Annotated in this window: 20 protein-coding genes; 8 read left to right on the top strand and 12 right to left on the bottom strand. The window is 61.4% G+C overall.

What is annotated here, in order from left to right; all coding sequences use genetic code 11:
* The first annotated feature begins 75 nt into the window (after positions 1-75).
* Both X744_RS160765 and X744_RS160770 read left to right on the top strand, forming a co-directional pair.
* On the top strand, positions 76-1470 hold the full coding sequence (locus X744_RS160765) for a multicopper oxidase family protein (protein ID WP_023758386.1): 1395 nt from the start codon (positions 76-78) through the stop codon (positions 1468-1470).
* 85 nt (positions 1471-1555) lie between these two features.
* Positions 1556-3001, top strand: coding sequence for an NAD(P)H-dependent oxidoreductase (locus X744_RS160770; protein ID WP_023758385.1), 1446 nt, complete (start codon positions 1556-1558; stop codon positions 2999-3001).
* A 665-nt stretch (positions 3002-3666) separates the two neighbouring features.
* On the opposite strand, the gene X744_RS160775 is transcribed toward X744_RS160770, so the two are convergent.
* The 4 genes from X744_RS160775 to proC all read right to left on the bottom strand — a co-directional run bounded on the left by X744_RS160775 (position 3667) and on the right by proC (position 7147).
* Positions 3667-4929 carry an AAA family ATPase gene (locus X744_RS160775; protein WP_031259885.1) on the bottom strand — a complete coding sequence of 421 codons (1263 nt, stop codon included), beginning with the start codon at positions 4927-4929 and terminating at the stop codon, positions 3667-3669.
* Positions 4930-5096: 167 nt separating this feature from the next.
* Positions 5097-5555 carry a hypothetical protein gene (locus X744_RS160780; protein WP_023758382.1) on the bottom strand — a complete coding sequence of 153 codons (459 nt, stop codon included), beginning with the start codon at positions 5553-5555 and terminating at the stop codon, positions 5097-5099.
* A 1-nt stretch (position 5556) separates the two neighbouring features.
* Positions 5557-5988, bottom strand: a complete 432-nt coding sequence (locus X744_RS160785; RefSeq protein ID WP_023758381.1) for a type II toxin-antitoxin system antitoxin SocA domain-containing protein — start codon at positions 5986-5988, stop codon at positions 5557-5559.
* Positions 5989-6331: 343 nt separating this feature from the next.
* Positions 6332-7147, bottom strand: a complete 816-nt coding sequence (gene proC, locus X744_RS160790) for a pyrroline-5-carboxylate reductase (RefSeq protein WP_023758380.1) — start codon at positions 7145-7147, stop codon at positions 6332-6334.
* Positions 7148-7410: 263 nt separating this feature from the next.
* On the opposite strand from proC, the gene X744_RS1000000173480 reads away from it, so the two are divergent.
* The 4 genes from X744_RS1000000173480 to X744_RS160810 all read left to right on the top strand — a co-directional run bounded on the left by X744_RS1000000173480 (position 7411) and on the right by X744_RS160810 (position 12368).
* Positions 7411-8289 (top strand): hypothetical protein, encoded by an 879-nt coding sequence (locus X744_RS1000000173480; protein ID WP_023758379.1) that lies wholly within the window; start codon positions 7411-7413, stop codon positions 8287-8289.
* A 180-nt stretch (positions 8290-8469) separates the two neighbouring features.
* Positions 8470-9369, top strand: a complete 900-nt coding sequence (gene folD / locus X744_RS160800) for a bifunctional methylenetetrahydrofolate dehydrogenase/methenyltetrahydrofolate cyclohydrolase FolD (RefSeq protein ID WP_023758378.1) — start codon at positions 8470-8472, stop codon at positions 9367-9369.
* A 55-nt stretch (positions 9370-9424) separates the two neighbouring features.
* A complete protein-coding gene (locus X744_RS160805) occupies positions 9425-10387 on the top strand; it encodes a GlxA family transcriptional regulator (RefSeq protein WP_013530232.1) in 963 nt (320 codons plus the stop codon).
* 322 nt (positions 10388-10709) lie between these two features.
* A complete protein-coding gene (locus X744_RS160810; protein ID WP_023758377.1) occupies positions 10710-12368 on the top strand; it encodes a VWA domain-containing protein in 1659 nt (552 codons plus the stop codon).
* Between the two features lie 68 nt (positions 12369-12436).
* Here X744_RS160810 and edd read toward each other — a convergent pair whose 3' ends face one another.
* The 3 genes from edd to zwf form a co-directional block, all read right to left on the bottom strand.
* Complete coding sequence (gene edd / locus X744_RS160815; RefSeq protein WP_023758376.1) at positions 12437-14260, bottom strand: phosphogluconate dehydratase; 1824 nt, start codon at positions 14258-14260, stop codon at positions 12437-12439.
* Between the two features lie 71 nt (positions 14261-14331).
* Complete coding sequence (pgl, locus tag X744_RS160820; protein ID WP_023758375.1) at positions 14332-15048, bottom strand: 6-phosphogluconolactonase; 717 nt, start codon at positions 15046-15048, stop codon at positions 14332-14334.
* Positions 15030-16499 (bottom strand): glucose-6-phosphate dehydrogenase, encoded by a 1470-nt coding sequence (gene zwf, locus X744_RS160825; RefSeq protein ID WP_023758374.1) that lies wholly within the window; start codon positions 16497-16499, stop codon positions 15030-15032. The genes pgl and zwf overlap by 19 nt, the downstream gene beginning before the upstream one ends.
* A gap of 317 nt (positions 16500-16816) precedes the next feature.
* On the opposite strand from zwf, the gene X744_RS160830 reads away from it, so the two are divergent.
* On the top strand, positions 16817-17563 hold the full coding sequence (locus tag X744_RS160830) for an SDR family oxidoreductase (RefSeq protein ID WP_031259883.1): 747 nt from the start codon (positions 16817-16819) through the stop codon (positions 17561-17563).
* 45 nt (positions 17564-17608) lie between these two features.
* Here X744_RS160830 and X744_RS160835 read toward each other — a convergent pair whose 3' ends face one another.
* From X744_RS160835 to X744_RS160845, 3 genes are all read right to left on the bottom strand, one after another.
* The gene (locus X744_RS160835) at positions 17609-18460 is read right to left on the bottom strand and encodes an SH3 domain-containing protein (RefSeq protein WP_023758372.1); all 852 of its coding nucleotides are present in this window, start codon (positions 18458-18460) and stop codon (positions 17609-17611) included.
* 298 nt (positions 18461-18758) lie between these two features.
* On the bottom strand, positions 18759-20045 hold the full coding sequence (locus X744_RS160840; protein WP_023758371.1) for an FAD-binding oxidoreductase: 1287 nt from the start codon (positions 20043-20045) through the stop codon (positions 18759-18761).
* 117 nt (positions 20046-20162) lie between these two features.
* The gene (locus X744_RS160845) at positions 20163-21599 is read right to left on the bottom strand and encodes a glutamine synthetase family protein (protein ID WP_023758370.1); all 1437 of its coding nucleotides are present in this window, start codon (positions 21597-21599) and stop codon (positions 20163-20165) included.
* A 163-nt stretch (positions 21600-21762) separates the two neighbouring features.
* On the opposite strand from X744_RS160845, the gene X744_RS160850 reads away from it, so the two are divergent.
* Complete coding sequence (locus X744_RS160850; RefSeq protein WP_023758369.1) at positions 21763-22479, top strand: HAD family hydrolase; 717 nt, start codon at positions 21763-21765, stop codon at positions 22477-22479.
* A 65-nt stretch (positions 22480-22544) separates the two neighbouring features.
* Here X744_RS160850 and X744_RS160855 read toward each other — a convergent pair whose 3' ends face one another.
* The gene (locus tag X744_RS160855) at positions 22545-22997 is read right to left on the bottom strand and encodes a response regulator (protein WP_023758368.1); all 453 of its coding nucleotides are present in this window, start codon (positions 22995-22997) and stop codon (positions 22545-22547) included.
* 228 nt (positions 22998-23225) lie between these two features.
* Positions 23226-23468: a hypothetical protein gene (locus X744_RS160860; RefSeq protein WP_006202762.1), complete on the bottom strand. Its 243-nt coding sequence runs from the start codon at positions 23466-23468 to the stop codon at positions 23226-23228.
* Between the last annotated feature and the right edge of the window lie 36 nt (positions 23469-23504).

Genomic DNA, 23504 nt, shown 5'->3' with positions numbered 1-23504 from the left:
CTGGTTGCCGGCTTGTGATCCATGGCGTGACGGTTACACCTTCGCGGGCAGTCGCCTTTGCAGTTGGAGCGCCGAATGACCCTAATCACACGCCGCCGGCTTTTGACATCGGCCGCGATCGCCGGCGCGGGCGGGATCGGGCTTTCGGCCATGGGTCGGCTTGGCGGCTGGGCGGCTGCCACGCCTGAGCCGGTGGTTTTGCAGACGGCAAAAATCCAGGCAAAGCTGACGGATATCGGCCAGACCAGGGATGTGCTGACCTGGGGCAACGCCGGAATGCCGCCCGTGCTCAGGATGAAGAAGGGCGAGCCCTTTGCCGCCCGTCTTGTCAATGCCATAGACGATCCGACGACGATTCATTGGCATGGCATTCGCGTTCCAAACAAGATGGACGGCGTCCCGTTCCTGGTCCAGCCCTACGTCTATGCCGGCGACCATTTCGATTACGCCTTCACGCCGCCCGACGCCGGCACCTTCTGGTATCACCCGCATTGCAACACGTTGACCCAGATGGGCCACGGCCTGACAGGCGTCATCGTGGTCGAGAATCCCGGCGATCCGGAATTCGATGCCGAGGTCGTCCTCAATCTGCGCGACTGGCGCCTCGGCGACGACGGCCAGTTCATCGACCAGTTCCGCCCGCGTGATGCTGCGAGAACCGGCACCTATGGCACGGTGCGTACCGCCAACTGGCTCGACCAGCCGCAATATGACGCGCCGGCCGGAGGGCTGGTGCGGCTCAGGATCGCCATCACCGACGTCACGCGCATCTATGCTTTTCGCGTCGACGGCGCCGAGGCGACAGTCATCGCACTGGACGGCAATCCGGTGCAGCAGCGTTTTTCCCCCGATGCCTTGCTGCTTGGACCGGGACAGCGCATGGAGCTGGCCATCCGCATGCCCGATGGCGAGGGTGCGATCGTAAGCCTGAGGGATGTCAGGGGCACCAAGCCCAAGGTGCTTGCGACCCTGCGCGCGACCGGAAGCTCGCTCAAGCGTGATATCAGCGATGTTGCACCCCTGGAGCTCAATCCGGTGGCGGAAGTGGATCTCACCAGCGCCAAGCATATTTCCCTGGCTCTGAGCGCCACTGCGGAAAATGTCCCAAGCGACGGCATTTGCGGTTCGCTTGGCTACAGTTTTTGGGCCATCAACAAGGTGCCGTGGCCCGGCGATGCACCGGATCCGACTGCGCCGCTGGCCGAATTGAAGCTCGGCAGGAGCTATGTCATCGACATGGAAAATTTGACGCCGCAATCCCATCCGATGCATCTGCACGGCATGAGCTTCAAAGTGCTGTCGTCCTCGACGCGCCAGGTTCAGCCTTTGATTTCCGACACCTATCTCATCCAGCCCAACGAGAAGGTTCAGCTCGGCTTCGTTGCCGACAATCCCGGCGACTGGCTGCTGCACTGCCACATCATCGAGCACCAGAAATCGGGAATGACGAGCTACGTCAGGGTGGTGTGAAGCCGCGGCCGAGGGTTTCGTTGGCAAAAGAGGGCGGTTCCCTGCTATTGCCGCCTCCAACTCAAGAACCATGGGACATTCCTGCATGACCAATGTCGCCCTAACCGGCCTTGCCCGTGATCTCGCCAGGCGTTCCGCCGAAGGCCGCCCGGTGCGTATCGGCGTCATCGGTTCGGGCGAAATGGGCACCGATCTGGTCACGCAAGGCATGCTGATGCCGGGCATTTCGGTCTGCGCCGTCTCGACACGCCGCCCCCACACCGCACGCGATGCCATCCGCATTGCCTATGGCGACGAGGCAATGGCGGTCGAAGCCGACACCGCGTCGAAAGTCACCGCAGCGATCGAAAACGGCAAGATCGCCGTCACTTCGAACGAGATGCTGGTCACCAATCCGTTGATCGATGTCGTCATCGACGCCACCGGCAAGCCGGGTGTCGCCGCCGATTTCGACCTGATGGCGATGGAACACGGCAAGCATCTGGTGATGATGAATGTCGAAGCCGACGTCACCATCGGCTGCTATCTCAAGCAGCAGGCTGATCGGCTTGGCGTCGTCTATTCCGTTGGTGCGGGCGACGAGCCGTCGAGCTGCATGGAGCTGATCGAGTTTGCATCGGCGCTCGGCCTAACCATCGTCTCGGCCGGCAAGGGCAAGAACAACCCCCTCAATCACGATGCCGTGCCGGACGACTACCGCGAGGAAGCGATCCGCCGCAACATGAACCCGCGCATGCTGGTCGAGTTCGTCGACGGTTCCAAGACCATGGTCGAGATGTGCGCCATCGCCAACGCCACCGGGCTGGTGCCCGATGTGCCCGGCATGCATGGCCCGAAGGCCGACCGCGACGACCTCGCCAAGGTGCTGATCCCGCGCGAGAACGGCGGTCTGCTGCTGAAGAAAGGCGTTGTCGACTACACGGTCGGCAAGGGCGTCGCGCCCGGAGTCTTCGTCATCGTCGAGGCGACGCATCCGCGCATCATCGAGCGCATGGACGATCTGCATATCGGCCGCGGCCCCTATTACAGCCTGTTCCGGCCGTATCACCTGACTTCGTTGGAGGTGCCGCTGACCGCTGCCCGCATCATGCTTTTCGGCAAGCCCGACATGGTGCCGCTGCCGCGGCCGGTCGCCGAAGTGTGTGCCGTCGCCAAGCGCGACCTTGCCGCCGGCGAAATCTTCGATGCGATCGGCGAGACTTGCTACCGCTCCTGGACCATGACCGTCGGCGAAGCCCGTGCCCAGCGCGCCGTGCCGGTCGGCCTGCTCGAGGGCGGCAAGGTGCTGAAGCCTGTCAGGAAAGGCGAATTGCTGACTGCGGATAATGCCGTACCCGACCAGACGACGAGGCTGTTCGCTTTGCGCCGGCTGCAGGACGAGATGCTGTATGGGGCTGAAGGCCGCGCGCCTCTGTCGGAGCGGTTGGCCGACATTGCCGTCGATTTGAGGACCAAGGTAGGCGAGGGCGGTCGCGTCGTGAGCAAGAACAAGATCGACGACATGTGGGGCGGCAGCCAGAATGAGGCCTGACCAGGGGCACACGGGGTTGATCGGTTGAACGGCCTATTGGCGGCCCGGATTTCGTCTTTCGTTTGGATTGATCAGCATAAACATTCGGGATTGACTGTAGTGTCTCAGTTTGAAATTTGACGCCGCGCTTGTCGCTCGCCGGCCCGACCTCCTATATGCTTAGCGGAAAGCATGGGAGCAGCCAGTGACAGACGATATCGTAGGCATCATTGCGACGGCAATACGCGATATGCGCGCCGAATACCCTGGCACCGGAGAAGGCACCACGCGAGACCAGATATTTGAGGGAAATGAAAACAGCATTCCCCTTGCAAAGGCCGCTATTCTGGCGCTGGACAAANACGCGAGACCAGATATTTGAGGGAAATGAAAACAGCATTCCCCTTGCAAAGGCCGCTATTCTGGCGCTGGACAAAGCAGGCTACAAGATCGTCGCCAAGGCCGAACCCGAGAAGGGATCGTGATGCCGACCGGACCTAAGGGCCAGAGGCGCCCCGCCGACGTAATCGGCAATGCCGTCCGTGTCATGCGCATTGCCACCGGCGAGGAAGCCGACGATGTGCAGGAAAACACGCGGGTATCGGTTGCCAGTCAAGGCGGGAAAGCGCGGGCGGAAAAGCTAAGCGCCAAGCGTAAGGCAGAAATTGCGACCAGTGCCGCAAGGGCTAGATGGCAAACTCGCGTTGCTCCTTCTGAAAAAGAAGATTCTTAGCATCTTCGTCAATCATGCCGCTTTGTATGCCATTGATGATCACGTAGGGCTGCATCATTGGGTCGGCAAAGCGAAACATTTGCTGCCGGTCACCGCCTCTCCTTGAGAGAATTTTGCCGCCATCGTCTCCACTAAAGCGGCGGAGATGCTTTTCGAAGTGAGCAATTCTGCGTCTATCTTTCATAATAGCGCTAAGTGGTTCAATTAAATCAGCGGCTTTGAAAAACCCCTCGTCGTCGCTTTTTGCCAGCGCACAGGCGAGTAGGGTTTCTTTCAAGTTGTTTTTCTGGTTCGTTCTGGTCGCTTCGCCATATGCGTCGCGAAACGATACTGCGGTGTCTTCGATAAACTGCTTCATAGCTTCTGCGACATCACCGTTATTTATATTTAGGCGACGTGTTTTAATGGCATTTAGTGCCGCAAGCTTCGATAGGGTTTGCGTGAAGAAGGGCAATCCTCGCGATAGGATCACAACCGTCCAGATCGCATCGTTGCTGAATGTCATCGGAGTTTGTCGGATTCTTTGGTGGATTATTTCACGAAGTTCACTTTCCGACATCCTGTGGAGCGGAACATCAACCAGAGCGCGCCCGATCGAGGCATGGTCCGCTATCAATTCTGATATATTCTCAGCCACTCCAACAATTATTACAGTTGTGTGAACAGCAAAATCATAAAGCTCCTTTACTATGTTAGCCATCAAAACCTTGGTATCGCCATCGGTAACCTTGTCGTACTCGTCAAAAATTATAATCGGCAAAGCATTTGGATTTATTTTCTGTAGTTCACGACGAACCTGTGACGGAGTGATCGCCGTAAAATTGGTGTCGAAATTGACATAATCGGGGCGCCCCCGAGAAATGCCCATCGCCTTCAACTCCTCAAGACCTCTAATCCACACGGATGAGAAATCATCGTGCGGTCCGCATTGGACGCGCGCTACTATGAAGCTTTGAAGGGTTGTTCCGTACCTCTTCCAAAAGATGTTGGACAATGAGGTTTTGCCAACTCCGCGCTCCCCGAAAAGAACGACATGCTTTGCCCGCTCCATTACCGTCTGGAGCATTTTATTTACCTCCTTAGAGCGCCCCGCGAACAACTGCTCTTCATCAACAGGGGCTCCGTCAAACAGGCGCTGGATTTCGAATTCCAACATCATCCATTCATCGGAGGTCTGGGGCTTTGGCTTTTGCGTCGCCTTCGGCTTCGTTGCCATAAGCGTCTCCTTCGCGGCGGGAATCACAACATTGGTATGACTAACACGACAAAAGGTATGACTAATAGCAAAAAAGGTCTGACTAGCGTCCGCGATGGACGATCTTTGCGAGAAGATGGACGCCGTTGCGCCCAAGCCGGGTAAGCGCGGCCCGTACAAGAAGCAGCCTAGCTAAACTCGTAGGCGCACTTGCCGTGGTCTTTATGATGCGGGTCGAAGAACACGATGCGAAGGCAATTAAGTTCGCGGACGCCGTAAATACGTGTTCCTTGATCGAGCCTGAGAGAGAACAGCGTATCCGCGTGAATGTTTCGCGCTTCTAGCCGAGCTTGAACGTCCTTCTTGAACTTGTCCCTGGCTATGTGGTGGTTATTGTTCCCGGATGATCGCCCGCCGCTGGCTTTTAAAATTTCGTCCCATGTCATCGATTCAAAATTGGCCAAGTGGTCTTCAATATGGCCTCTGACATTGGCTATGTGCGACAGGCAAGACTCGTGACCAAACGGACCGTCCCAATCAAAATCACTGAACCGCCAAACCGGCTTCATCTTTAAGTAGGAGTCAGGGTCCGATCCAATCCGAACGGATTCGCCACCGGGTTTCTTCTTGATTTTCGGTTTGGCCATTTCAGGTCAAAGAGGCATAATATCGCTGCATTGCTGAAACCGTGATTTCAACCTTGCTTCTCTCGCCCGGCCTCGCTCCCCGTCTTGCATCCAGCCAAGGGTCTTCCGTATGTGTGAGATCGCTGAGCCATTGTGCAGACTTCCCGCCGTAAAACTTCAATACGTTTTTAACGGTTCGCCGCTCACGCTTGTCCAATTCCTCGGCGTCACCACGAGCAATCTTTGTGACCTTGAATTCGCTGGCGTGTTCGCGCCACAAGGCGGGACAGACAGGACCGTCCTTCCAAGCCTCGATTTTCTCTCTGAAAAGAGTGTGGTCGGCCCACACGGTATGCCAAGCCTGGGAATAGTAAACAAGCTTTTGCAACTTCATGGCCGACAGATCACCCATCTCTTCCAAGATAAATTGGGCGACGTCGAAAACATTGGCCATTTTTGTCTGCTCCTTCTTCGGCATTCCAGCCGAAGAAGCTCCCCCCGAGCTTCGAATCGGCACACTATGCCTAATGTGCGATACGCACAATACGGGACTCTTGTGCGGCGCACAATGAACCGCCATGCAGACTTATGACAGCTTCAGGATGCGCCGCGAACCTAAAGGAACCGTTCACGGCCAAGCCGGTTCCAAATTTCAAACTGAGACACTACCGGATTGACCGAAGCCTTCCCCTTTGTCATCCACGGGCGGAGCAAGGAGCGGAGCGACGCAGCGCAGACCATAGGATGACGAAGCGATGGGCGTTTCCGCCAAGGCGTCAACGCAAGGAGCTACCGGCTTACTTCCCGAGCTCGATCGATCGCAACCGCGCAGCCTCAACCGCCTCGGTGAGAAGGTGCGTCAGCCGGTCCTCGCCCATCAGCACGGCCAGCGCTGCTGCCGTCGTTCCGTTGGGACTCGTGACCTGCTGGCGCAGCACACCTGGTTCCTCGCCGCTTTCGGCGGCAAGCGAGGCAGCGCCGTAGACGGTCTGCATGGCGAGCAGCTTGGCGGTCGCTGTCGGCAGGCCGGCCTTCTCGGCGGCCACGGTCAGCGCCTCGATGAAATGGAAGATGTAGGCCGGCCCCGATCCGGACACAGCGGTCACCGCGTCCATCAGGCCCTCGTCGTCGACGGTGGTCACTTCGCCGCTTGCCGACAAAAGATCGGCGACGAAACGCTTGGTGTCGTCGGAAACCAGCTTGTTGGAAAACACCACCATCATACCCTTGCCGATCGCTGCCGGCGTGTTGGGCATGCAGCGCACGACCGGTGCACGGTTGCCCAGGATGTCCTCGAAGGTGGCGGTAGGCGTGCCGGCGGCGATGCTGACATAGGTGGTGCGGCCATCGGCGAAGCGCTTGTAGTCGGCGGTGACATCGCGGATCACCTGCGGCTTCACCGCGATGACGACGAGATCGGGCACGGCATCGGCCGGAATGCCATCGGCATCGGCTGATGCGGCGCAGCCCAACGCTGCGGCACGATTGCGCAGATCGGCATTGGGCTCGACCACGAAAACCGCCGACGGCGCAAGCTTGCCGGATTTCAGCCAGCCCGAGAGCATGGCGTAACCCATATTGCCGCAGCCGGCGAGAACAAGCCTGATCGTCATCGAAAGCCTCCGAAGCAACGCCTTCACATAGACGCTGACTGTTCCGTGGGGAAGCCCCCGTCAGGACGAACGGGAGATCCGTGCCGCGATCGGGATCATGCAATGCCATCGGCCGCAGCGTGTTTTGCAAATAGATGCAACTACAGAGGGAAACCGCACCGTCGGCGCGAAAAAATTAACCTTTCGTTTTCCGTGCCTGTTTAGCGTGGCTTAACGAATGGCCAATCGCTGTTCGCGGGTCGCAAGGGGTAAAGTTCCAGACGATGGTCGACAGGGAAAACCGCGAAGACTGGAAGCGCGAGCGCTCGTTGCTGGCGCTTGGCCAGGCTGTGCGTGGCGACGAACCCGACGCATCCCTGGTCTCGATCGGAGACCGGGCGGACCCGTCATGGCGCGAGGATGCCGCCACGCGTCATCGTCTCGCCCGTTCACAACGCGAAACGCCGACGAACCCGAAGCTGTCGCGTGCAACAGGCGGGTATCAGGCTGGCCACGAGCCGGCCTCGTCGATGAACCATGCGCAAGCCACGCCACAGCCACAGACACAGCCCGGCCGGATCCGAGCGTTGCTGTCGTGGCTGCACAAGGCCGTGTCCCGCAAGCCGGTCCCGGAGGAGCCCTTCGATACCCACGGTTGGGTATCCGCTGAAAACGCGATATCAACGCAAGATCCGACGTACTCTCCCTATTCGCAGTCGGCGCCGGCCATTGCGCCTCGGCAGCCAGTTCCCGCTGCTTACCCGCCGCCTTTCCAGCCCGGCGGCCATTCTCCCTTTCCGCCGCAGATGGCGCAGCCGCCTCAGCCTCCGCACATGGTGCCGCCGCGAGCGTATTCGGGCCCGCAACTCTATCCCTACGCGCAGCCTTTGGCCTACATACAGCAGCCGGACTATCCACGTCCGCAATCTACGTCGGCCCCCAATGCCGGCCAGCCCTCCTATCCGCCTCAGCCTGCCCCTGCGCCTCCGCCCTTCCCGCCGCAGCAGTCATCCCAGCCTCGCCAGCCATCGGTAGAGGCGCGGCAGGCCACGGAGGATGTCGAACCGCAAGCGCCGATCGAGGAAATCCGCGCCAGCCTGCGCGAATTCCGTGAAGCGGTCCGCGAACTCACCGAGAGCCGCGCGCGTCGCCGGTACTTCTGAGCCACAAAATTCTTCGCCGTGTCGTACAAAAGCATGCCGGTTTCGCGTAAACGGCATGGGACGGCGCTTTGGCGGGATTGCGTGTGGGAATTTTCGTGAAGATGCCACGCTGTTAAAGATCAGAAAGCGCGTCGCTTCCCGAAGCGACGCGCTTGGGCATTTTGGTGTTGAGGGTGGTCCATGGCCGAAGTGATTGATGGCAAGAGCGTTGCCGAAGACGTGGTGCGGACGGTCAAGATCCTGACCGCCGAGCTTGTCGCCAAAGGCAAGGCCAAGCCCGGTCTTGCAGTGGTCATCGTCGGCGAGGATCCGGCCAGCCAGGTCTATGTCGCTTCCAAATCGCGCACCGCGAAGGAATGCGGCTTTCATTCAGTGCAGCACACGCTGTCGGCCGAAACCTCGGAACCGGCATTGCTGGAGATCATCGGCGACCTTAACGCCGATCCGGCCATCAACGGCATCCTGGTGCAGCTTCCGCTGCCGGCCCATATCGATGCCGGCAAGATCATCCAGACCATCGCGCCGGAAAAGGATGTCGACGGCTTCCATTTCATCAATGTCGGCAAGCTCGGCACCGGTGAACTCGAGACTGCCTTCGTGCCCTGCACGCCGGCCGGCTCGATGCTTCTGATCGAGCGGGTGCGCGGCAAGGATTTGTCCGGCCTCAATGCGGTCGTCGTCGGCCGCTCCAACATCGTCGGCAAGCCGATGGCCAACCTCCTGCTTGCCGCCAATTGCACCGTCACCATCGCCCACAGCCGCACCAAAGACCTGCCGGCACTTGCCCGCACCGCCGACATTCTGGTCGCGGCCGTCGGCCGGCCGGAGATGATCAAGGGCGATTGGGTGAAGCCTGGCGCCACCGTCGTCGATGTCGGCATCAACCGCATTCCCGCACCAGAGAAGGGCGAGGGCAAGTCGCGCCTCGTCGGCGACGTCGCCTATGCCGAAGCGGCCAAGGCCGCCGGAGCCATCACGCCGGTTCCCGGCGGTGTCGGGCCGATGACCATTGCCATGCTGATGGCCAATACGTTAGCCTCGGCCTACCTTGCGGCCGGATTGAAACGGCCGTCCTTCTGACCGCCAGAAAGCCGCAGCTTTGCCGAACTCCACTATTCCCCCGGAACGGCCGGTCATGACTGATCCCGTTCAAGGCGGCCGGCAGTTCGCTTTCCTGCTGGTCGACAAGTTCTCCATGTTCTCGCTGGCCGCGGCGATCGATACATTCCGGTCGGCGAACCGGTTGCTCGGCCGCGACTTCTACGGCTGGACCACGGTGTCGGCCGATGGCGATCCGGTGATGGCCTCCAATGGCCTGCCGCTCAAGATCGACTATGCCGTTGCCGACCTGCCGCCGGTCGACATCCTCTTCGTCTCGGTCGGGCTGACGACGGAATTTCCCGGCAAGAGCAAGGTGCTGGCGGCACTGCGCAGCTGGGGCCGGCGCGGCAATGCGCTCGGTGCCTTGTCGGTCGGCTCCTATCTGCTGGCCGAGGCCGGCCAACTCGAAGGCTATCGCTGCACCATCCATTGGGAAAACCGCGCCGGCTTCGTCGAACGCTTCCCCGACATCAACTGCACCGGCAACGTCTTCGAGATCGACCGCAAGCGCTACACCTGCGCCGGCGGCACCACCTCGATCGACCTGATGCTGGAGATCGTGCGCGGCGATTTCGGTTCGAATCTCGCCAATGGCGTCGCCAACCAGTTCCAGCACGAACGCATCCGCTCGGCCGGCGACCGCCAGCGCGTCGGTCCGGAACGAGACCTGACCGGCAAGTCGGAGAAGCTCAGGCGCATTGTCGAACTGATGGCAGACCACCTCGACGAGCCGCTGTCGGCCGTGCAACTGGCCAAGTCCGCCGGCCTGTCGGTGCGCCAGGTCGAGCGGCTGTTCCTGCGCCATCTCAGCGTCACCCCCGGCCGCTATTACATGCGGCTGCGGCTGGAGCGGGCGCGCGAATTGTTGCGCCAGACCAACATGCCGATCCTCGACGTGGCGATCGCAACCGGCTTCACCTCGCATTCCTACTTTGCCCAGAGCTACCGGCTGCAATTCGGCAGGCCGCCCTCGGAAGAGCGCCGCACGACCTACTGAGCGGTTTTTCGCTTCCGTTGAAAAGTTCGGTATTCGGCCCCGGCACCGGGCCGGCGGAGCATCAAACGAAAAACCCGCCTGAGCGGCGGGTCACCGGCGCAAATCAGCACCATGGGCGAATATGTACCATAGCTGAGGGCACTGAGTCAAGAAAAAATTCCTATCGTGAAAAACTACCGGCACTGCCGACACCGCCGAACAGGATGTCGTCAGGTCTTTTGTTACGCTGAGTTCGGAGCCCTACGCACCGGCACCGACTTGTGTCCCGGCGCCGCGTCAAATAGCTTGCCGCCCGGATCAGGGGCGGATTGAGGAGATTTCGATGGCGGGACTTGCACGGGGCGTCGCTGCGGCGATCCTCCTTTTGTCGATGACCACGTTCGGCTTCGCCGCAAACAAGGTCATCGTTATCCTCGACGCCTCCGGCTCGATGTGGGCGCAGATCGACGGCAAGCCCAAGCTCGAAATCGCCCGCGAGTCGCTACGAACGGTGCTTCAATCGGTCCCCGTCGACGACGAAATCGGCTTCATGGCCTATGGCCATCGCGAAAAGGGCAGCTGCGACGACATCCAGTTGATCGTGCCGCCACAGGCAGGTTCGGCCAGTGCCATTTCGGCGGCCGCCGACAGCTTGAAATTCCTCGGCAAGACGCCCCTGACCTCTGCGGTCAAGCAAGCAGCCGAGGCGTTGAAATATACCGAGGACAAGGCGACCGTCGTGCTCATCACCGACGGTCTCGAAACATGCGGTGGCGACCCCTGCGCGCTTGGCAAGGAGCTTGAAGCATCCGGCGTCGACTTCACCGCCGATGTCGTCGGTTTCGGCCTCACCGCCGACGAAGGCAAGCAGATCGCCTGCCTCGCCGACAACACCGGCGGCAAATACATCCAGGCCTCCGACGAGAAGGCGCTGCAGGAGGCGCTTGTCGAGACCGTGGCGGCACCCGCTCCAGAACCGGCTCCCGCTCCGGCGCCTGCGCCCGCACCGGAGCCCGCGAAACCGGAATTCAATTTTCAGCCGACGGTGGTGATGGCCGAAGGTGGCGAGCCGATCACCGACGGCAACGCCTGGGAGATCTACAAGGCGAATGCCGATGGCTCGCGCGGCGATTCCATCACCACCGAATATGGCGCCTACAAAGGCAGTCTCGAGCCGGGCGACTACGTCGTCGTGGCGCGCGACGACGAGGCCAAGGTGGAGCAGAAATTCAAGATCGAGGCCGGCCAGGTCTACAAGCCGCTGTTCACCTTGAACGCAGGCACCATGCTCATTCATCCGCGGCCGAGCCAGGGCGCCGATATCAGTGAGGCGGCCAGCCTCAATTTCGTTTATCCGGGCGGCAGCACCACCCACTATGGCGACACCAAGATCATCGTGCCGGCGGGCGAACAGAAGGTCACGGTCCAGATCGGCGCCGGCAGCGTCACCGAAACCATCCAGCTCGCCGCCGGGCAGAAGATCGAGAAGGACGTCATCGTCGGCGTCGGCCATATCGTGCTCAACGCTTTCTATGTCGCCGGCGGTGACAAGGCCGACAGTTCCGGCCTCGGCTTCGAGATCGTCAAGGCGAAGAAGAAAATCGACGGCACGCGTGACAGTGTCGAGCATTCGTATGGACCCGACAGCAAGTTCTGGCTGCCGCCGGACGACTATGTGGCGGTCACCACGCTTGACCTGGCGGTCGTCGAGCAGCCGTTCAGCGTCAAGGTCGGAGATATCACGGACATCAAGGTGCCGCTCGATGCCGGCGTCCTGGCGATGTCGGCGTCCGGTGCCTATTCGATCGAGATCCTGTCACCGAAAAAGGACATAGAGGGTAAGCGCAAGGCGCTTGGCCTGAACTATGGCGATACCTGGCAGCAGACCGTTCCGGCCGGCGACTATGTGGTCGTCCGCCACATGTCCGATGCAGGCCATGACAAGGAAATGCCGGTGACGGTCAAGGCCGGCGAACGGAGCGAAATTACCGTTACGCCGTGACCACCATTTGACCGTAGCAAAAAGGGCGGCCAAGCGCCGCCCTTTTCATGCACAGAACGGTGATTCCATCACGCCGTGCCGAAGGCGCTGGCGCCATGGTCGGCGCGGCCGACCAATTGGCGGAAGCCAGCGAACAGCTCGCGGCCGAACCCGAACTCGTTGCCTATGAGATCGGCATCCGCCGTCCGGCGCAAGGCGAAGTCGCCGGCCGGCACCAGCACCTCAAGTGTCCCGGCCTCGGCGTCGAGCCGGATGATGTCGCCTTCGTGGATCCTGGCGATCGGCCCTTCCTCGACTGCTTCCGGCGTTACATGGATCGCCGCCGGCACCTTGCCGGAGGCGCCCGACATGCGCCCGTCGGTGACCAGCGCCACGCGCTGGCCGCGATCCTGCAGGATACCGAGCACGGTGGTCAGCTTGTGCAGTTCCGGCATGCCGTTGGCCTTCGGCCCCTGGAAGCGGACGACGGCGATGAAATCACCGGTCAGCGTGCCCGCCTTGAACGCCTCGTTCAACCCTTGCTGGCTGTCGAAGACCTTGGCCGGCGCCTCGATGATGCGCCGTTCCGGCTTCACCGCGGAAGTCTTGATGACGGCGTGGCCGAGATTGCCCGAGAGCACCTTGAGGCCGCCGGTCGCCTGGAAAGCCTTGCTGAACGGCGCCAGCACTTTCTCGTCGCCGCTTTTGCGCGGCGAGGCTTCGCGCACCACGCTGCCGTCGGCACCGAGCTTTGCCTCGACCGCGTAGGGCCGCAAGCCTTCGCCCCACACCGTCTGCACATCCTCGTGCAGGATGCCTTCGTCGAGCAGTTCGCGGATCAGGAAGCCGAGCCCGCCGGCGGCGTGGAAATGGTTCACGTCGGCAAGACCGTTGGGATAGACCCGCGCCAGCAGGGGCACCGCTTCCGAAAGGTCGGAAATATCCTGCCAGGTGATGGCGATGCCGGCCGCCGCCGCCATGGCGATCAGGTGGATGGTGTGATTGGTCGAGCCGCCGGTGGCGTGCAGGCCGACGACGCCGTTGACGATCGAACGCTCGTCGATCATCCGGCCGGCCGGCGTATAGGCATTTCCGAGCGCGGTGATCGCCAGCGCCCGCTTCGTCGCCTCGCGGGTCAGGGCGTCACGCAGCGGCGTGCCGGGATTGACGAAGGAAGCGCCCGGCGTGTGCAGGCCCATGATCTCCATCAGCATCTGGTTGGAATTCGCCGTGCCGTAGAAGGTGCAGGTGCCCGGCCCATGGTAGGACTTGGACTCGGCCTCCAGCAGTTCGGCGCGTCCGGCCTTGCCCTCGGCATAGAGCTGGCGGACCTTGGCCTTTTCATCGTTCGGCAGGCCAGTGGTCATCGGTCCTGCGGGAATGAACACCGCCGGCAGATGGCCGAAGGTCAGTGCGGCGATCACCAGGCCAGGCACGATCTTGTCGCAGACGCCGAGATAGACGGCGGCGTCGAACATGTTGTGCGACAGGCCGATCGCTGCGGCCATGGCGATCACGTCGCGCGAAAACAGCGACAGCTCCATGCCGGGCTGGCCTTGCGTAACGCCATCGCACATCGCCGGCACGCCGCCGGCGACCTGGGCGATGCCGCCGGCCTCGCGTGCCGCGTCCTTGATCAGCGCCGGAAAGGTCTCGAACGGCTGATGCGCCGAGAGCATGTCGTTATAGGAGGTGATGATGCCTAGGTTTGGGACCTTATCCGCACCCAGCGCCAGCTTTTCCGAGGGACTGCACACCGCAAAGCCGTGGGCGAGATTGCCGCACGACAGCACGGCCCGGTTGGCGGTGCGGTTCGACGCCTCGGCGATGCGGCTAAGATAACGCTCGCGGCCTGGCTTTGAACGCTCGCGGATGCGTTCGGTGATGGCTTCGATGTCGCGTCTGACGGTCATGGTGTCGGTCCTTTCAGGCGAGGTCCCGGAACACAATCCGGCTGTCCGCCGGGACCCTCAGTACGTTCAAATCAGGGCGCCCAGAAAATCTCCACGGGCTTACGCGCGGCGTCGAGCACGGCGCGGATTGGTTTTCGCGGTCCGGGCGCGACCGCGCCGTCGAAGGCGGTGCGCTTGTCCTCGCCCTCGATGTGCACCGCGATGAAGCCGGCATCGACGATGCGCGCCAGCGACAGGGTCAGCCGCGGCTCGCCCGCGCTCGCCGCACGAACCGGCAGCACGATCCTGTCGCAGGACGGGTCGAGCAATCTTGCCAGGTCGTCGGCATCGGGAAAGAACGAGGCGGTATGGCCGTCCGGCCCCATGCCGAGCACGACGACGTCGAGCGGCCAGGGCAGCGACTGCAGTGCTGCGTTGTCGGACGCCGCCGCGTCCTCGATGTCGGTGGCTTCGTGATAGAGAGGCACGAAACGTGCCGCCTTGGCCGCGTTCTGCAAGAGATTTGCGGCCACCAGCCCGGCGTTGGAACGTGGCGAGGAGGCCGGCACGAAGCGCTCGTCGACCAGCGTCACGATCACCTTGTCCCAGGCGATCGGTATCGCCGAAAGAGCGGCGAAGAACTTTGCCGGCGTGGTGCCGCCGGAGACGGCGAGCAGCCCCGTGCCGCGCTCGGCGATGGCCTTGGTCAGGCGGCCGGCGACATGACCGGCAAGGGCGGCCGCCAATTCCTGGCGCCCGGCGAAGCCGTTCCAGCTGTAGGCGGCGCTGTTCAATTGCTCTCGTGCCATGTCCGCCCGTCACGTTCGATCAGTGCGATGGAGGCCGAGGGTCCCCAGGTGCCTGCCGTATAGCCCTGCGCCTCTTGTCTGGCGCTTTCCCAGGCGTTCTGGATCGGGTCGATCCACTTCCACGCCGCCTCGACTTCGTCGCGGCGCATGAACAGGGTCTGGTTGCCACGGATGACATCCATGATCAGCCGCTCATAGGCATCCGGCGCGCGGCCATCGAAGGATTGCGCGAAGCTCATGTCGAGCGAGATCTGGCGCAGCCGCATGCCGCCCGGACCCGGATCCTTGATCATGATGAACTGCTTGACGCCTTCGTCCGGCTGCAACCGGATGACCAGTTGGTTGGCGAAGATCGGACCGGCGCTGTCACCGAAGATCGAATGCGGGATCGGCTTGAATTCGATGACGATTTCCGAAACCCGTGTCGCCAGCCGCTTGCCGGTCCTGAAGTAAAACGGAACGCCCGCCCAGCGCCAGGTGCCGATCTCGGCCTTGATGGCGACGAAAGTTTCGGTGTTGCTGTCGTGGGAAAGCTCCTCGACATAGCCTTTTACAGCTCCGCTGGCCGAGGCGCCGGCGCGGTATTGGCCACGCACGGTGTGCTTCGGCGCCTCGTTGCCGTTGATGCGCTTCAGCGCCCGCAGCACCTTCAGCTTCTCGTCGCGCACCGCGTCGGCGTCCATCGAAGACGGCGCTTCCATGGCGACCAGGCACAGCAGCTGCAGCATATGGTTCTGCACCATGTCGCGCAGTGCGCCGGCCTTGTCGTAATAGGTGACGCGGTCTTCCAACCCCACTGTCTCGGCGACCGTGATCTGCACATGGTCGATATGGGCGGAATTCCACAGCGGCTCATAGAGCGCGTTGGCAAAGCGCAGCGCCATCAGGTTCTGCACCGTCTCCTTGCCGAGATAGTGGTCGATGCGGAAGATCTGGCTTTCGTGGAAATCGTCGCCGACCAGATCGTTGAGCGCTCGCGCTGACGCAAGGTCGCGGCCGATCGGCTTCTCCAGCACGATGCGGGAGTTCGGCGTGATCAGATTGTGCTCCTTCAGCTTGTGAGAAATATCGCCGAACAGCGCCGGCGCCACCGCCAGGTAGAAGGCACGGATACGGTCGCTGTCGCCGATCGCCTTCGTCAATTTGTCGAAGCCGGCGCCGGTCGTTGCATCGGCCGAGACATAGGATAGCCGCGCCAGAAAGGTCTTCAATTCATTGGCGTCGATATCGGCCGGTTTGACATGCTCGGAGATCGCCTGCTTGGCGAAGGCCTGGAATTCCTCATCGCTCATTTTCGATCGTGATGTGCCGATGATGCGCGTCGGCTCCGAGAACTGATGGTCGCGCTGCCGATAGTAGAGAGACGGCAAAAGCTTGCGTTCCGACAGATCGCCGGTGCCGCCGAAAATGATGAAGTCGAAAGGGTCGACGGGGATGATCTGGCTGGTCATGGTCTATCCGCTCTGACGCCGGTCGCAAGTACGCGGCTGATATAATCTAATCGATTTAAATTTTCCAGTGCCATGGTGTCACATCTGGGTGTATGCGCCTGCCCCTTGACAGTCCGATGACCCTGGAGGCTTGTCGACAGGCGCGGCTCCGGAAGCCCTTCGCAGTTGCAGCATAGAGCGGGATCGAGGCGAAAGCCAAAGGAGAAATCGGCGATGGCCGCACATCTTTCAACCAACCTGTTCAGCAGCCGCGGCATTGCGTGGATGTGTATGATCGGCGTGACTGTCGATCATCACCAAGCATGAGCGGGAAAAACATGCGTCTGGAAAACAAGGTTGCCGTCATCACCGGTGCTGCGTCGGGCTTTGGCGAGGGTATGGCCAGGCGCTTTGCCGAGGAGGGCGCCAGGGTTGTCATCGCCGATCTCAATGGCAAGGGTGCGGAGCGTGTCGCCGGCGAGATCGGTGAAGCGGCGATCTGGACCCAGACCGATGTTTCGCTGCGCTCCGAATTCGACGAGATGGTCTATGCCACGAAGAGCGCCTTCGGCCGCATCGACATTATGGTCAACAATGCGGGCTATACCCATCGCAACGGCGACATGCTCAATGTCGACGAGGAAACCTTCGATCTGATCACATCAGTCAACATGAAGGCGATCTATCACGCAGCGCTTGCCGTGGTGCCGATCATGGAGCGGCAAGGCGGCGGCGTCATTTTGACCACGGCCTCCACCGCGGGTCTGCGGCCGAGGCCCGGCCTCACCTGGTACAATGCGTCGAAAGGCTGGGCGATCTCCGCCACCAAGTCGATGGCGGTGGAACTGGCGCCGAAGAAGATCCGCGTCAACTGCCTCTGCCCGGTTGCTGGCGAGACCGGCATGCTGGAGAAATTCATGGGCGCCGACACACCTGAAATCCGCGAGAAGTTCCGCGCATCGATCCCGCTCGGCCGGCTTTCGACGCCGCTCGACATTGCCAATGCCGCACTCTGGCTGGCCTCCGACGAAGCCGCATTCATCACCGGTGTGGCGCTGGAGGTCGATGGCGGCCGCTGCATCTGATAGCCTGCCGTATGTCGCCAACATGCCCACGCCGAGCAGTGGGAGTCAGGCGCCGGTCTTGATGTAGGTCTTGTAGACCCAGCCGGTCTTGCCGTTATAGATGATCTGGCACCATTGCTTGCAACTCATCACCTGAACCGAGGTTCTGGCCGGCACCGTGGCGATGGCGGCGGCATTCTTCTTCGGGCCGCTCCGCATGGTCACGGGTCTCAGGATACGCCCTGTTCCGGCGGCTGCGACCTTCCCGGGCTTCGCCTTGGCCTGGCTGCCGTCGTCAGCGGCCGTTGGCTGCTGTGGCGGCACCTGCGGCTGCACCGCGGGGATAGCGGCGGTTTGTGCGCCATCGGGATGGCTACCCGCCGCCGCGGGGGGGGCGGCAACCTTGGCAAGTTCAGCGGTGGCATCGGTATCGGCTGCCGGCTGCGCGAATGCCGCCGCCGGCTTGTCCGGCGTCTGTTCAGCCTGGTTCGCCACTTGGCTGGGAGCAGTCGAATCGGAGGCGACCTTCGGCTGCGGTCCGGTCCAGCGCGGATCATTGGCCTTGAGTGCGGGGATGGCTTCCGCTGCTGCCACGGTCGGTGAAACCGCGTCGGACTTGCGCGCCTGCGGCACGGTTGTCGCGGCGACTGCAGCCCCCACCGGGGCTATTTTCGTCGTCTTCACCGGAATGGCTGGAATTGTCTGCTCAGGGCTTGCTGACGCTTGCCTGTCGCTGGCCGGTAATGCCAGCCATAGCGCCACGGCGGCGACGCCAAGCAGTGCTGCGGTGCCGATTGCGGCGATCACCAGATGCGAGTTCGAACGGACTTCCTGCCAGAACGACGGCCGCATGTCGTATCCGAACTGCATGGCAAAGCGCCGACGTTCCGGCGTACCGAAACTGAAGGGCTCTTTCACTCTTGCCACCTCCATAAGTGGGCCAATGTTCTTTCGATCGAATGCCAAGAACCTGGCGAAAGATCTGCATCGGTCCCAAGAAACCAAAGCGGGCAAGCCCGCAAAATTCCCCATCAGTCGCCCACAACCGGCATCTTTTGCCGGCGATTGTGGCATCACTACGCCTTCCCACCCGATTCTGCACCTTTGAGGGGGATTCCGCAATGTGCCGCTACGGCAACAAATATTACAGTAATATTACATGAATTCAGCGCGATCCTGTCCAGTCCGAACGCAATCCCGAAAAGTGGGAACAACCCTAAATCCTGTCCCGCAGAGCAAACCAGTTGAGCGCCAGGAACAGCAGCGGCGTACGAAAGCGCCGTCCGCCGGGGAAGGGCGGGATTTTCAGATCCTCGATCAGCTTCAGCCGGTCGCGGTTGCCCGCAACGGATTCGGCATATAGCTTGCCGAAGAAGTTCGACAGCATGACGCCGTGGCCGGAATAGCCGCCGGCCGAAATCACATTGGGCATCACTTCGCGCACGAAAGGCATTCTCGGCACTGTGATGCCGACATAGCCGCCCCAGCCATGCGTGATCTCGACGTCCCTGAGCGCCGGATAGAGTTCCGCGATCTGGCGACGGATGTGGATGTGAATATCCTTCGGATCGTTGACGCCGTAAATCTCGCGTCCGCCAAACAGCAGCCGCCCGTCTTTCGATCTGCGGAAATAGCGCACGACGAAGCGGGAATCATCGACCGACTCGCCGCCCGGCAACACGTTCGAGTCTGCTCCCAGCGGCACGGTTGCGCCGATGAATGAACCGATCGGCATGATGTGCGCCGCACTCACCGGCTCAAGCGTGCCGCCGTGGGCGTTGACCGCGATCAGGCATTTCTGCGCTGTCACCGTGCCTCTCGGCGTCGAAACCTTGACCTTGCCGCCACTGGAAACGATGCCGGTCGATGGCGTCCCCTCGAACAGCTGCGCGCCGGCAAGCGCTGCCACCCGCGCCGTCCCGATCACCATTTTCATCGGGTGGATGTGTCCAGTGCCGGTGTCGCGCGTCCCGCCAAAGTAGGCTGTCGATCCCAGCCGCTCCGCCGTCTCCCTGGCATCCATGAACGAGATATGCGGGTAGGAAAAACGGCTCGCCATGATCTCGGCATGTGCCTTGTAGTCGTCGACGTAGCGCGGCTTGTGCGCCACCGAGAGCTGGCCCGGCAGATAGTCGATGTCGATCTGGTTGGCAGCAGCGAATTCGAGGAGATGCGTCTTCGCCTCTTCGGCAAGATCGAACAGGGCCTTGGCGCGCGAAAAACCATACTCGGCCTCCAGCTCCTCTGCCCAGGAACGCTGGCCGGTGCCGAGCTGCCCGCCATTGCGCCCGGAAGCGCCGTCGCCGAAACGGTACGCCTCGATCAAAACGACATTCGTCCCTCCCTTGGCCAGATGCACCGCCGCCGACAGGCCGGTAAAGCCGCCGCCGATGATGACGACATCGCAGGTACGGTCGCCATCGAGCACGGGGTATTCAGGCCGCGGTCCGGCTGTGTCTTCGTACCAGGAGCGGCCGGGGGAGATCGGGGATTGGTAGGCCATGATGCGGTTAAGACTCGGAGTTTTGGGGGGGGAAGCGAATGGCGAATAGGGAAGAATTGAAAAGTGAGGGTTGATCGAGACTGTGTCGCCCGTCTCATCATTTCTGTTCGCTATTCGCTAAACATTGAGCAACAAATACTCCCGTTCCCAGGGGCTGATCACTTCCATGAACGTCTCGAATTCGGCGCGCTTGATCGCCGCATAGGTCGCGGCGAAGGACTTGCCCAGATGCGCGCAGAGCTCCTTATCGCCCTCGAACAGGTCGACGGCTTCGAGCAGGCCACGTGGCAGGTCGATCTCGTCGGCATTGGCGGTCGTCAGGACGGGAGGTTCGGCCTTGATCTTCCTGGTGATGCCGATCAGCCCGCAGGCAAGCGATGCCGCCAAAGCCAGATAGGGGTTGGCGTCGGAGGAGGGGATGCGGTTTTCGACGCGCCGCGCCGCCGGATCCGAGCGTGGCACACGAAACGCCGTGGTGCGATTGTCATAGCCCCATTTGTTATTGACCGGCGCCGACGCCGCCTGTGTCAATCGCCGGTAGGAATTAACATAGGGCGCGAACATCACCAGCGCGTTCGGCACATGCTTCTGCATACCGCCGATGAAATGGAAGAAGGCGTCGGTTTCCGAGCCGTCGGCAGCCGAGAAGATGTTCTGTCCGGTCTTCTTGTCGATGATCGATTGATGGATATGCATGGCGGAGCCAGGCTGCCCCTGGATGGGCTTGGCCATGAAGGTGGCATAGATCTCGTGCTTCAGCGCCGCCTCGCGAATGGTGCGCTTGAACATGAACACCTGGTCGGCCAGTTCGATCGGGTCTCCGTGGCGCAGATTGATCTCAAGCTGGCCGGCACCTTCCTCGTGGATCAGCGTATCAATCTCCAGCCCCTGGCTTTCGGAGAAATGGTAGATGTCGTCGATCAGTTCGTCGAATTCGTTGACGCCGGCGATCGAATAGCCGGCGCCGCCGCCGATCGCGCGTCCCGAACGGCCGACCGGCGGTGTAAGCGGATAATCCGGATCGGGATTCTTGCGCACCAGATAGAATTCGATCTCAGGCGCCACCACCGGCCTCAGGCCGAGCTTGTCATAGGCGGCAACCACGCGCTTCAACACGTTGCGTGGCGTGAACTCGACCGAGCGGCCATCCTGGTGGACCAGATCGCAGATGACCGCGGCCGTCGGGTCTTCTTCCCAGGGCACCACCGTCAGCGTCGACAGGTCAGGCATCAGTTTGAGGTCGCCGTCGTCTTCCGGGTAATGGAAGCCGTTGCCGTCCTCGGGATAGCCGCCGGAAATCGTCGTCATGAAGACTGCCGATGGCAGGGCCAGCGATGTGTTGGAGGTGAATTTCTTCGATGGCATCATCTTGCCGCGGGCGACGCCTGCCTGATCAGGCGTGATGCACTCGATGTCTTCGATGCCGCGCCATTCCAGCCAGGCGCTGACTTCCTTCCAGTTCTTGACGCCCCGTTGGTTTTTCACGAAGGCAGGCGTGCGGGCACGTCCTCCGCGGCTCGACGGACGGACTTCCTTTTTTGCAGGCGGCATCATTCACCAGATTGGGTTGCGGATTGTGGAGTATAGCCGTGCCCTCCAATGGAAGGGAAGGGGAGCCGCGCCGGGCATTGGCTGACGCTGTTGAAAATCGCGCCAATCGGCTTAGTTTCCGCAATCCCGATCCCAATCGAGACCCCAATCTTAATCGAGAAATTGCATGCGGCACGACGACAAACTGACGACGATCGGCTTCGACGCCGACGACACACTCTGGCAGAACGAGCAGTTCTTCCGCCTGACGGAGAAGCGCTTTGCCGCCATGTTGGCCGACCATGGCGAAGCGGGGCACATCTCCGCGCGATTGTTGGAAGCCGAAAGGCGCAACCTTGCCGTCTATGGCTTCGGTATCAAGGGATTTACCCTGTCGATGATCGAAACAGCGATCGAGGTTACACAGGGCCACGTGCCGGCGGCGGTCATATCGGAGATTCTCGATACCGGCCGCGAGATGCTGAGCCATCCGATCGAGGTCTTGCCGCATGCGCGCGAGACTGTCGAAAAGCTTGCCGGCGCGTTCCGCCTTGTGCTGATCACCAAGGGCGACCTTTTCGATCAGGAGCGCAAGCTGGCCGGGTCAGGTCTGGGCGAATTGTTCGACGCGATCGAGATCGTCAGCGACAAGAATGCCGCCACCTATGACAGGATCTTCAGCCGGCATGGCGATGGTCCGGCAAAAAGCATGATGGTCGGCAATTCGCTGAAGTCGGACGTGGTGCCGGCCATCGAGGCCGGCGGTTGGGGTGTCCATGTGCCGCATGAACTGACCTGGGTGCTGGAGCATGTCGAGGCTCCGGTGGCCGAATCGAGATTCCGCCAGATATCCGATCTCGGCCAACTGCCCGGGCTGGTTGAAAGCATCGTGAACGCGGGCTGATCGCAGTAGTCGGCCATTGTTTTCCGTTTACGGGCGGGGAAACCGCCTACAACTCTTTCTGCAATCTAGCGGCCAACCAGGCGGTCGATCACCGGCTGCAGCCGTTCGGGCGTGATCGGCTTGGCGACCACGACATCGATGATATCAGACAGGCTCAGGCTCTCCGGCGAGCCATTCTTGGTCGAAAGCAGGATCACCGGTGGCAGCGATTTGCCCGAGGCCCGCCGCAACGCTCCGATGCTGGACATCAGGTCGTCGCAGTCCTTGTTGTCGGCACCGCCGTCTAGAACGACTGCGCCGGGAATGAGGGACCGTAAGATCCTCGCTGCCGTGTCGGGAGATTCCGAGATTGGCTTGAGCCCGGATCGCTCGACGATCTTCGAGATCACCACGCGATTGATGGGCGATTTGCCGACGACAAGCACCTGCGACGGATCGCGGATCGCCTCGGAGCTAGCGTCGCGCGGCGCCCGATTCAGATGTCTTGGAGTCTCGCCTTCGTGATTCAATGGGCACACAAGTCGGCCAAGAAGCTCGCCCCTATTTCAATGCAGAGTTGAATCTGGGGTGCAATTGGCGTGAGATCGTGGCTTATGTCAAGTTGAAATAAAAGACCCCGAGATCATGCCTGGGAGCAGTGAATTTCAAGCAACTCTACTGTACTGGACTGTCCACCGGGATGTCATGAAAGAAAATTCACCTGCACGGCGACCGCGCAGGTGAAAGGGCGGTTGCACGGATTGCGATCAGCCGTGGCTTTGTTGCGTGACGATCACCGGGATCAGCAGGTCGCCCCAGTTGCCGTCGCCGCCGTGATGGCGTGCCGAGCGCACGAGCTCCACCGAGACGCCCGCCTCGACCGCCTTCATCACCGATTGGTTGAGGCGGTGCAGATCGTTGGCCAGCATGCGGATCGTCGCTTGCTGGTCGACGCTCATCGTCGTGGACTGTTCCTCGGCGCGTTCCTTGACACGGCTTATCGATGCCATTGGTCTTCTCCTTGTGTCCCAAGCCCTGCTGGGCGT

The organism is Mesorhizobium sp. LNHC252B00, assembly GCF_000502955.1.
GTDB lineage: Bacteria > Pseudomonadota > Alphaproteobacteria > Rhizobiales > Rhizobiaceae > Mesorhizobium.
Note: the sequence above shows the minus strand (reverse complement) of the source record. Positions and strands in the feature narration are given on the sequence as shown.

Bases quoted from the DNA above. Each gene is read 5' to 3' on its own strand.
- X744_RS160765 (WP_023758386.1), top strand. From the start codon at position 76: ATGACCCTAATCACACGCCGCCGGCTTTTGACATCGGCCGCGATCGCC.
- X744_RS160770 (WP_023758385.1), top strand. From the start codon at position 1,556: ATGACCAATGTCGCCCTAACCGGCCTTGCCCGTGATCTCGCCAGGCGT.
- X744_RS160775 (WP_031259885.1), bottom strand. From the start codon at position 4,929: ATGGCAACGAAGCCGAAGGCGACGCAAAAGCCAAAGCCCCAGACCTCC.
- X744_RS160780 (WP_023758382.1), bottom strand. From the start codon at position 5,555: ATGGCCAAACCGAAAATCAAGAAGAAACCCGGTGGCGAATCCGTTCGG.
- X744_RS160785 (WP_023758381.1), bottom strand. From the start codon at position 5,988: ATGGCCAATGTTTTCGACGTCGCCCAATTTATCTTGGAAGAGATGGGT.
- proC (WP_023758380.1), bottom strand. From the start codon at position 7,147: ATGACGATCAGGCTTGTTCTCGCCGGCTGCGGCAATATGGGTTACGCC.
- X744_RS1000000173480 (WP_023758379.1), top strand. From the start codon at position 7,411: ATGGTCGACAGGGAAAACCGCGAAGACTGGAAGCGCGAGCGCTCGTTG.
- folD (WP_023758378.1), top strand. From the start codon at position 8,470: ATGGCCGAAGTGATTGATGGCAAGAGCGTTGCCGAAGACGTGGTGCGG.
- X744_RS160805 (WP_013530232.1), top strand. From the start codon at position 9,425: ATGACTGATCCCGTTCAAGGCGGCCGGCAGTTCGCTTTCCTGCTGGTC.
- X744_RS160810 (WP_023758377.1), top strand. From the start codon at position 10,710: ATGGCGGGACTTGCACGGGGCGTCGCTGCGGCGATCCTCCTTTTGTCG.
- edd (WP_023758376.1), bottom strand. From the start codon at position 14,260: ATGACCGTCAGACGCGACATCGAAGCCATCACCGAACGCATCCGCGAG.
- pgl (WP_023758375.1), bottom strand. From the start codon at position 15,048: ATGGCACGAGAGCAATTGAACAGCGCCGCCTACAGCTGGAACGGCTTC.
- zwf (WP_023758374.1), bottom strand. From the start codon at position 16,499: ATGACCAGCCAGATCATCCCCGTCGACCCTTTCGACTTCATCATTTTC.
- X744_RS160830 (WP_031259883.1), top strand. From the start codon at position 16,817: ATGCGTCTGGAAAACAAGGTTGCCGTCATCACCGGTGCTGCGTCGGGC.
- X744_RS160840 (WP_023758371.1), bottom strand. From the start codon at position 20,045: ATGGCCTACCAATCCCCGATCTCCCCCGGCCGCTCCTGGTACGAAGAC.
- X744_RS160845 (WP_023758370.1), bottom strand. From the start codon at position 21,599: ATGATGCCGCCTGCAAAAAAGGAAGTCCGTCCGTCGAGCCGCGGAGGA.
- X744_RS160850 (WP_023758369.1), top strand. From the start codon at position 21,763: ATGCGGCACGACGACAAACTGACGACGATCGGCTTCGACGCCGACGAC.
- X744_RS160860 (WP_006202762.1), bottom strand. From the start codon at position 23,468: ATGGCATCGATAAGCCGTGTCAAGGAACGCGCCGAGGAACAGTCCACG.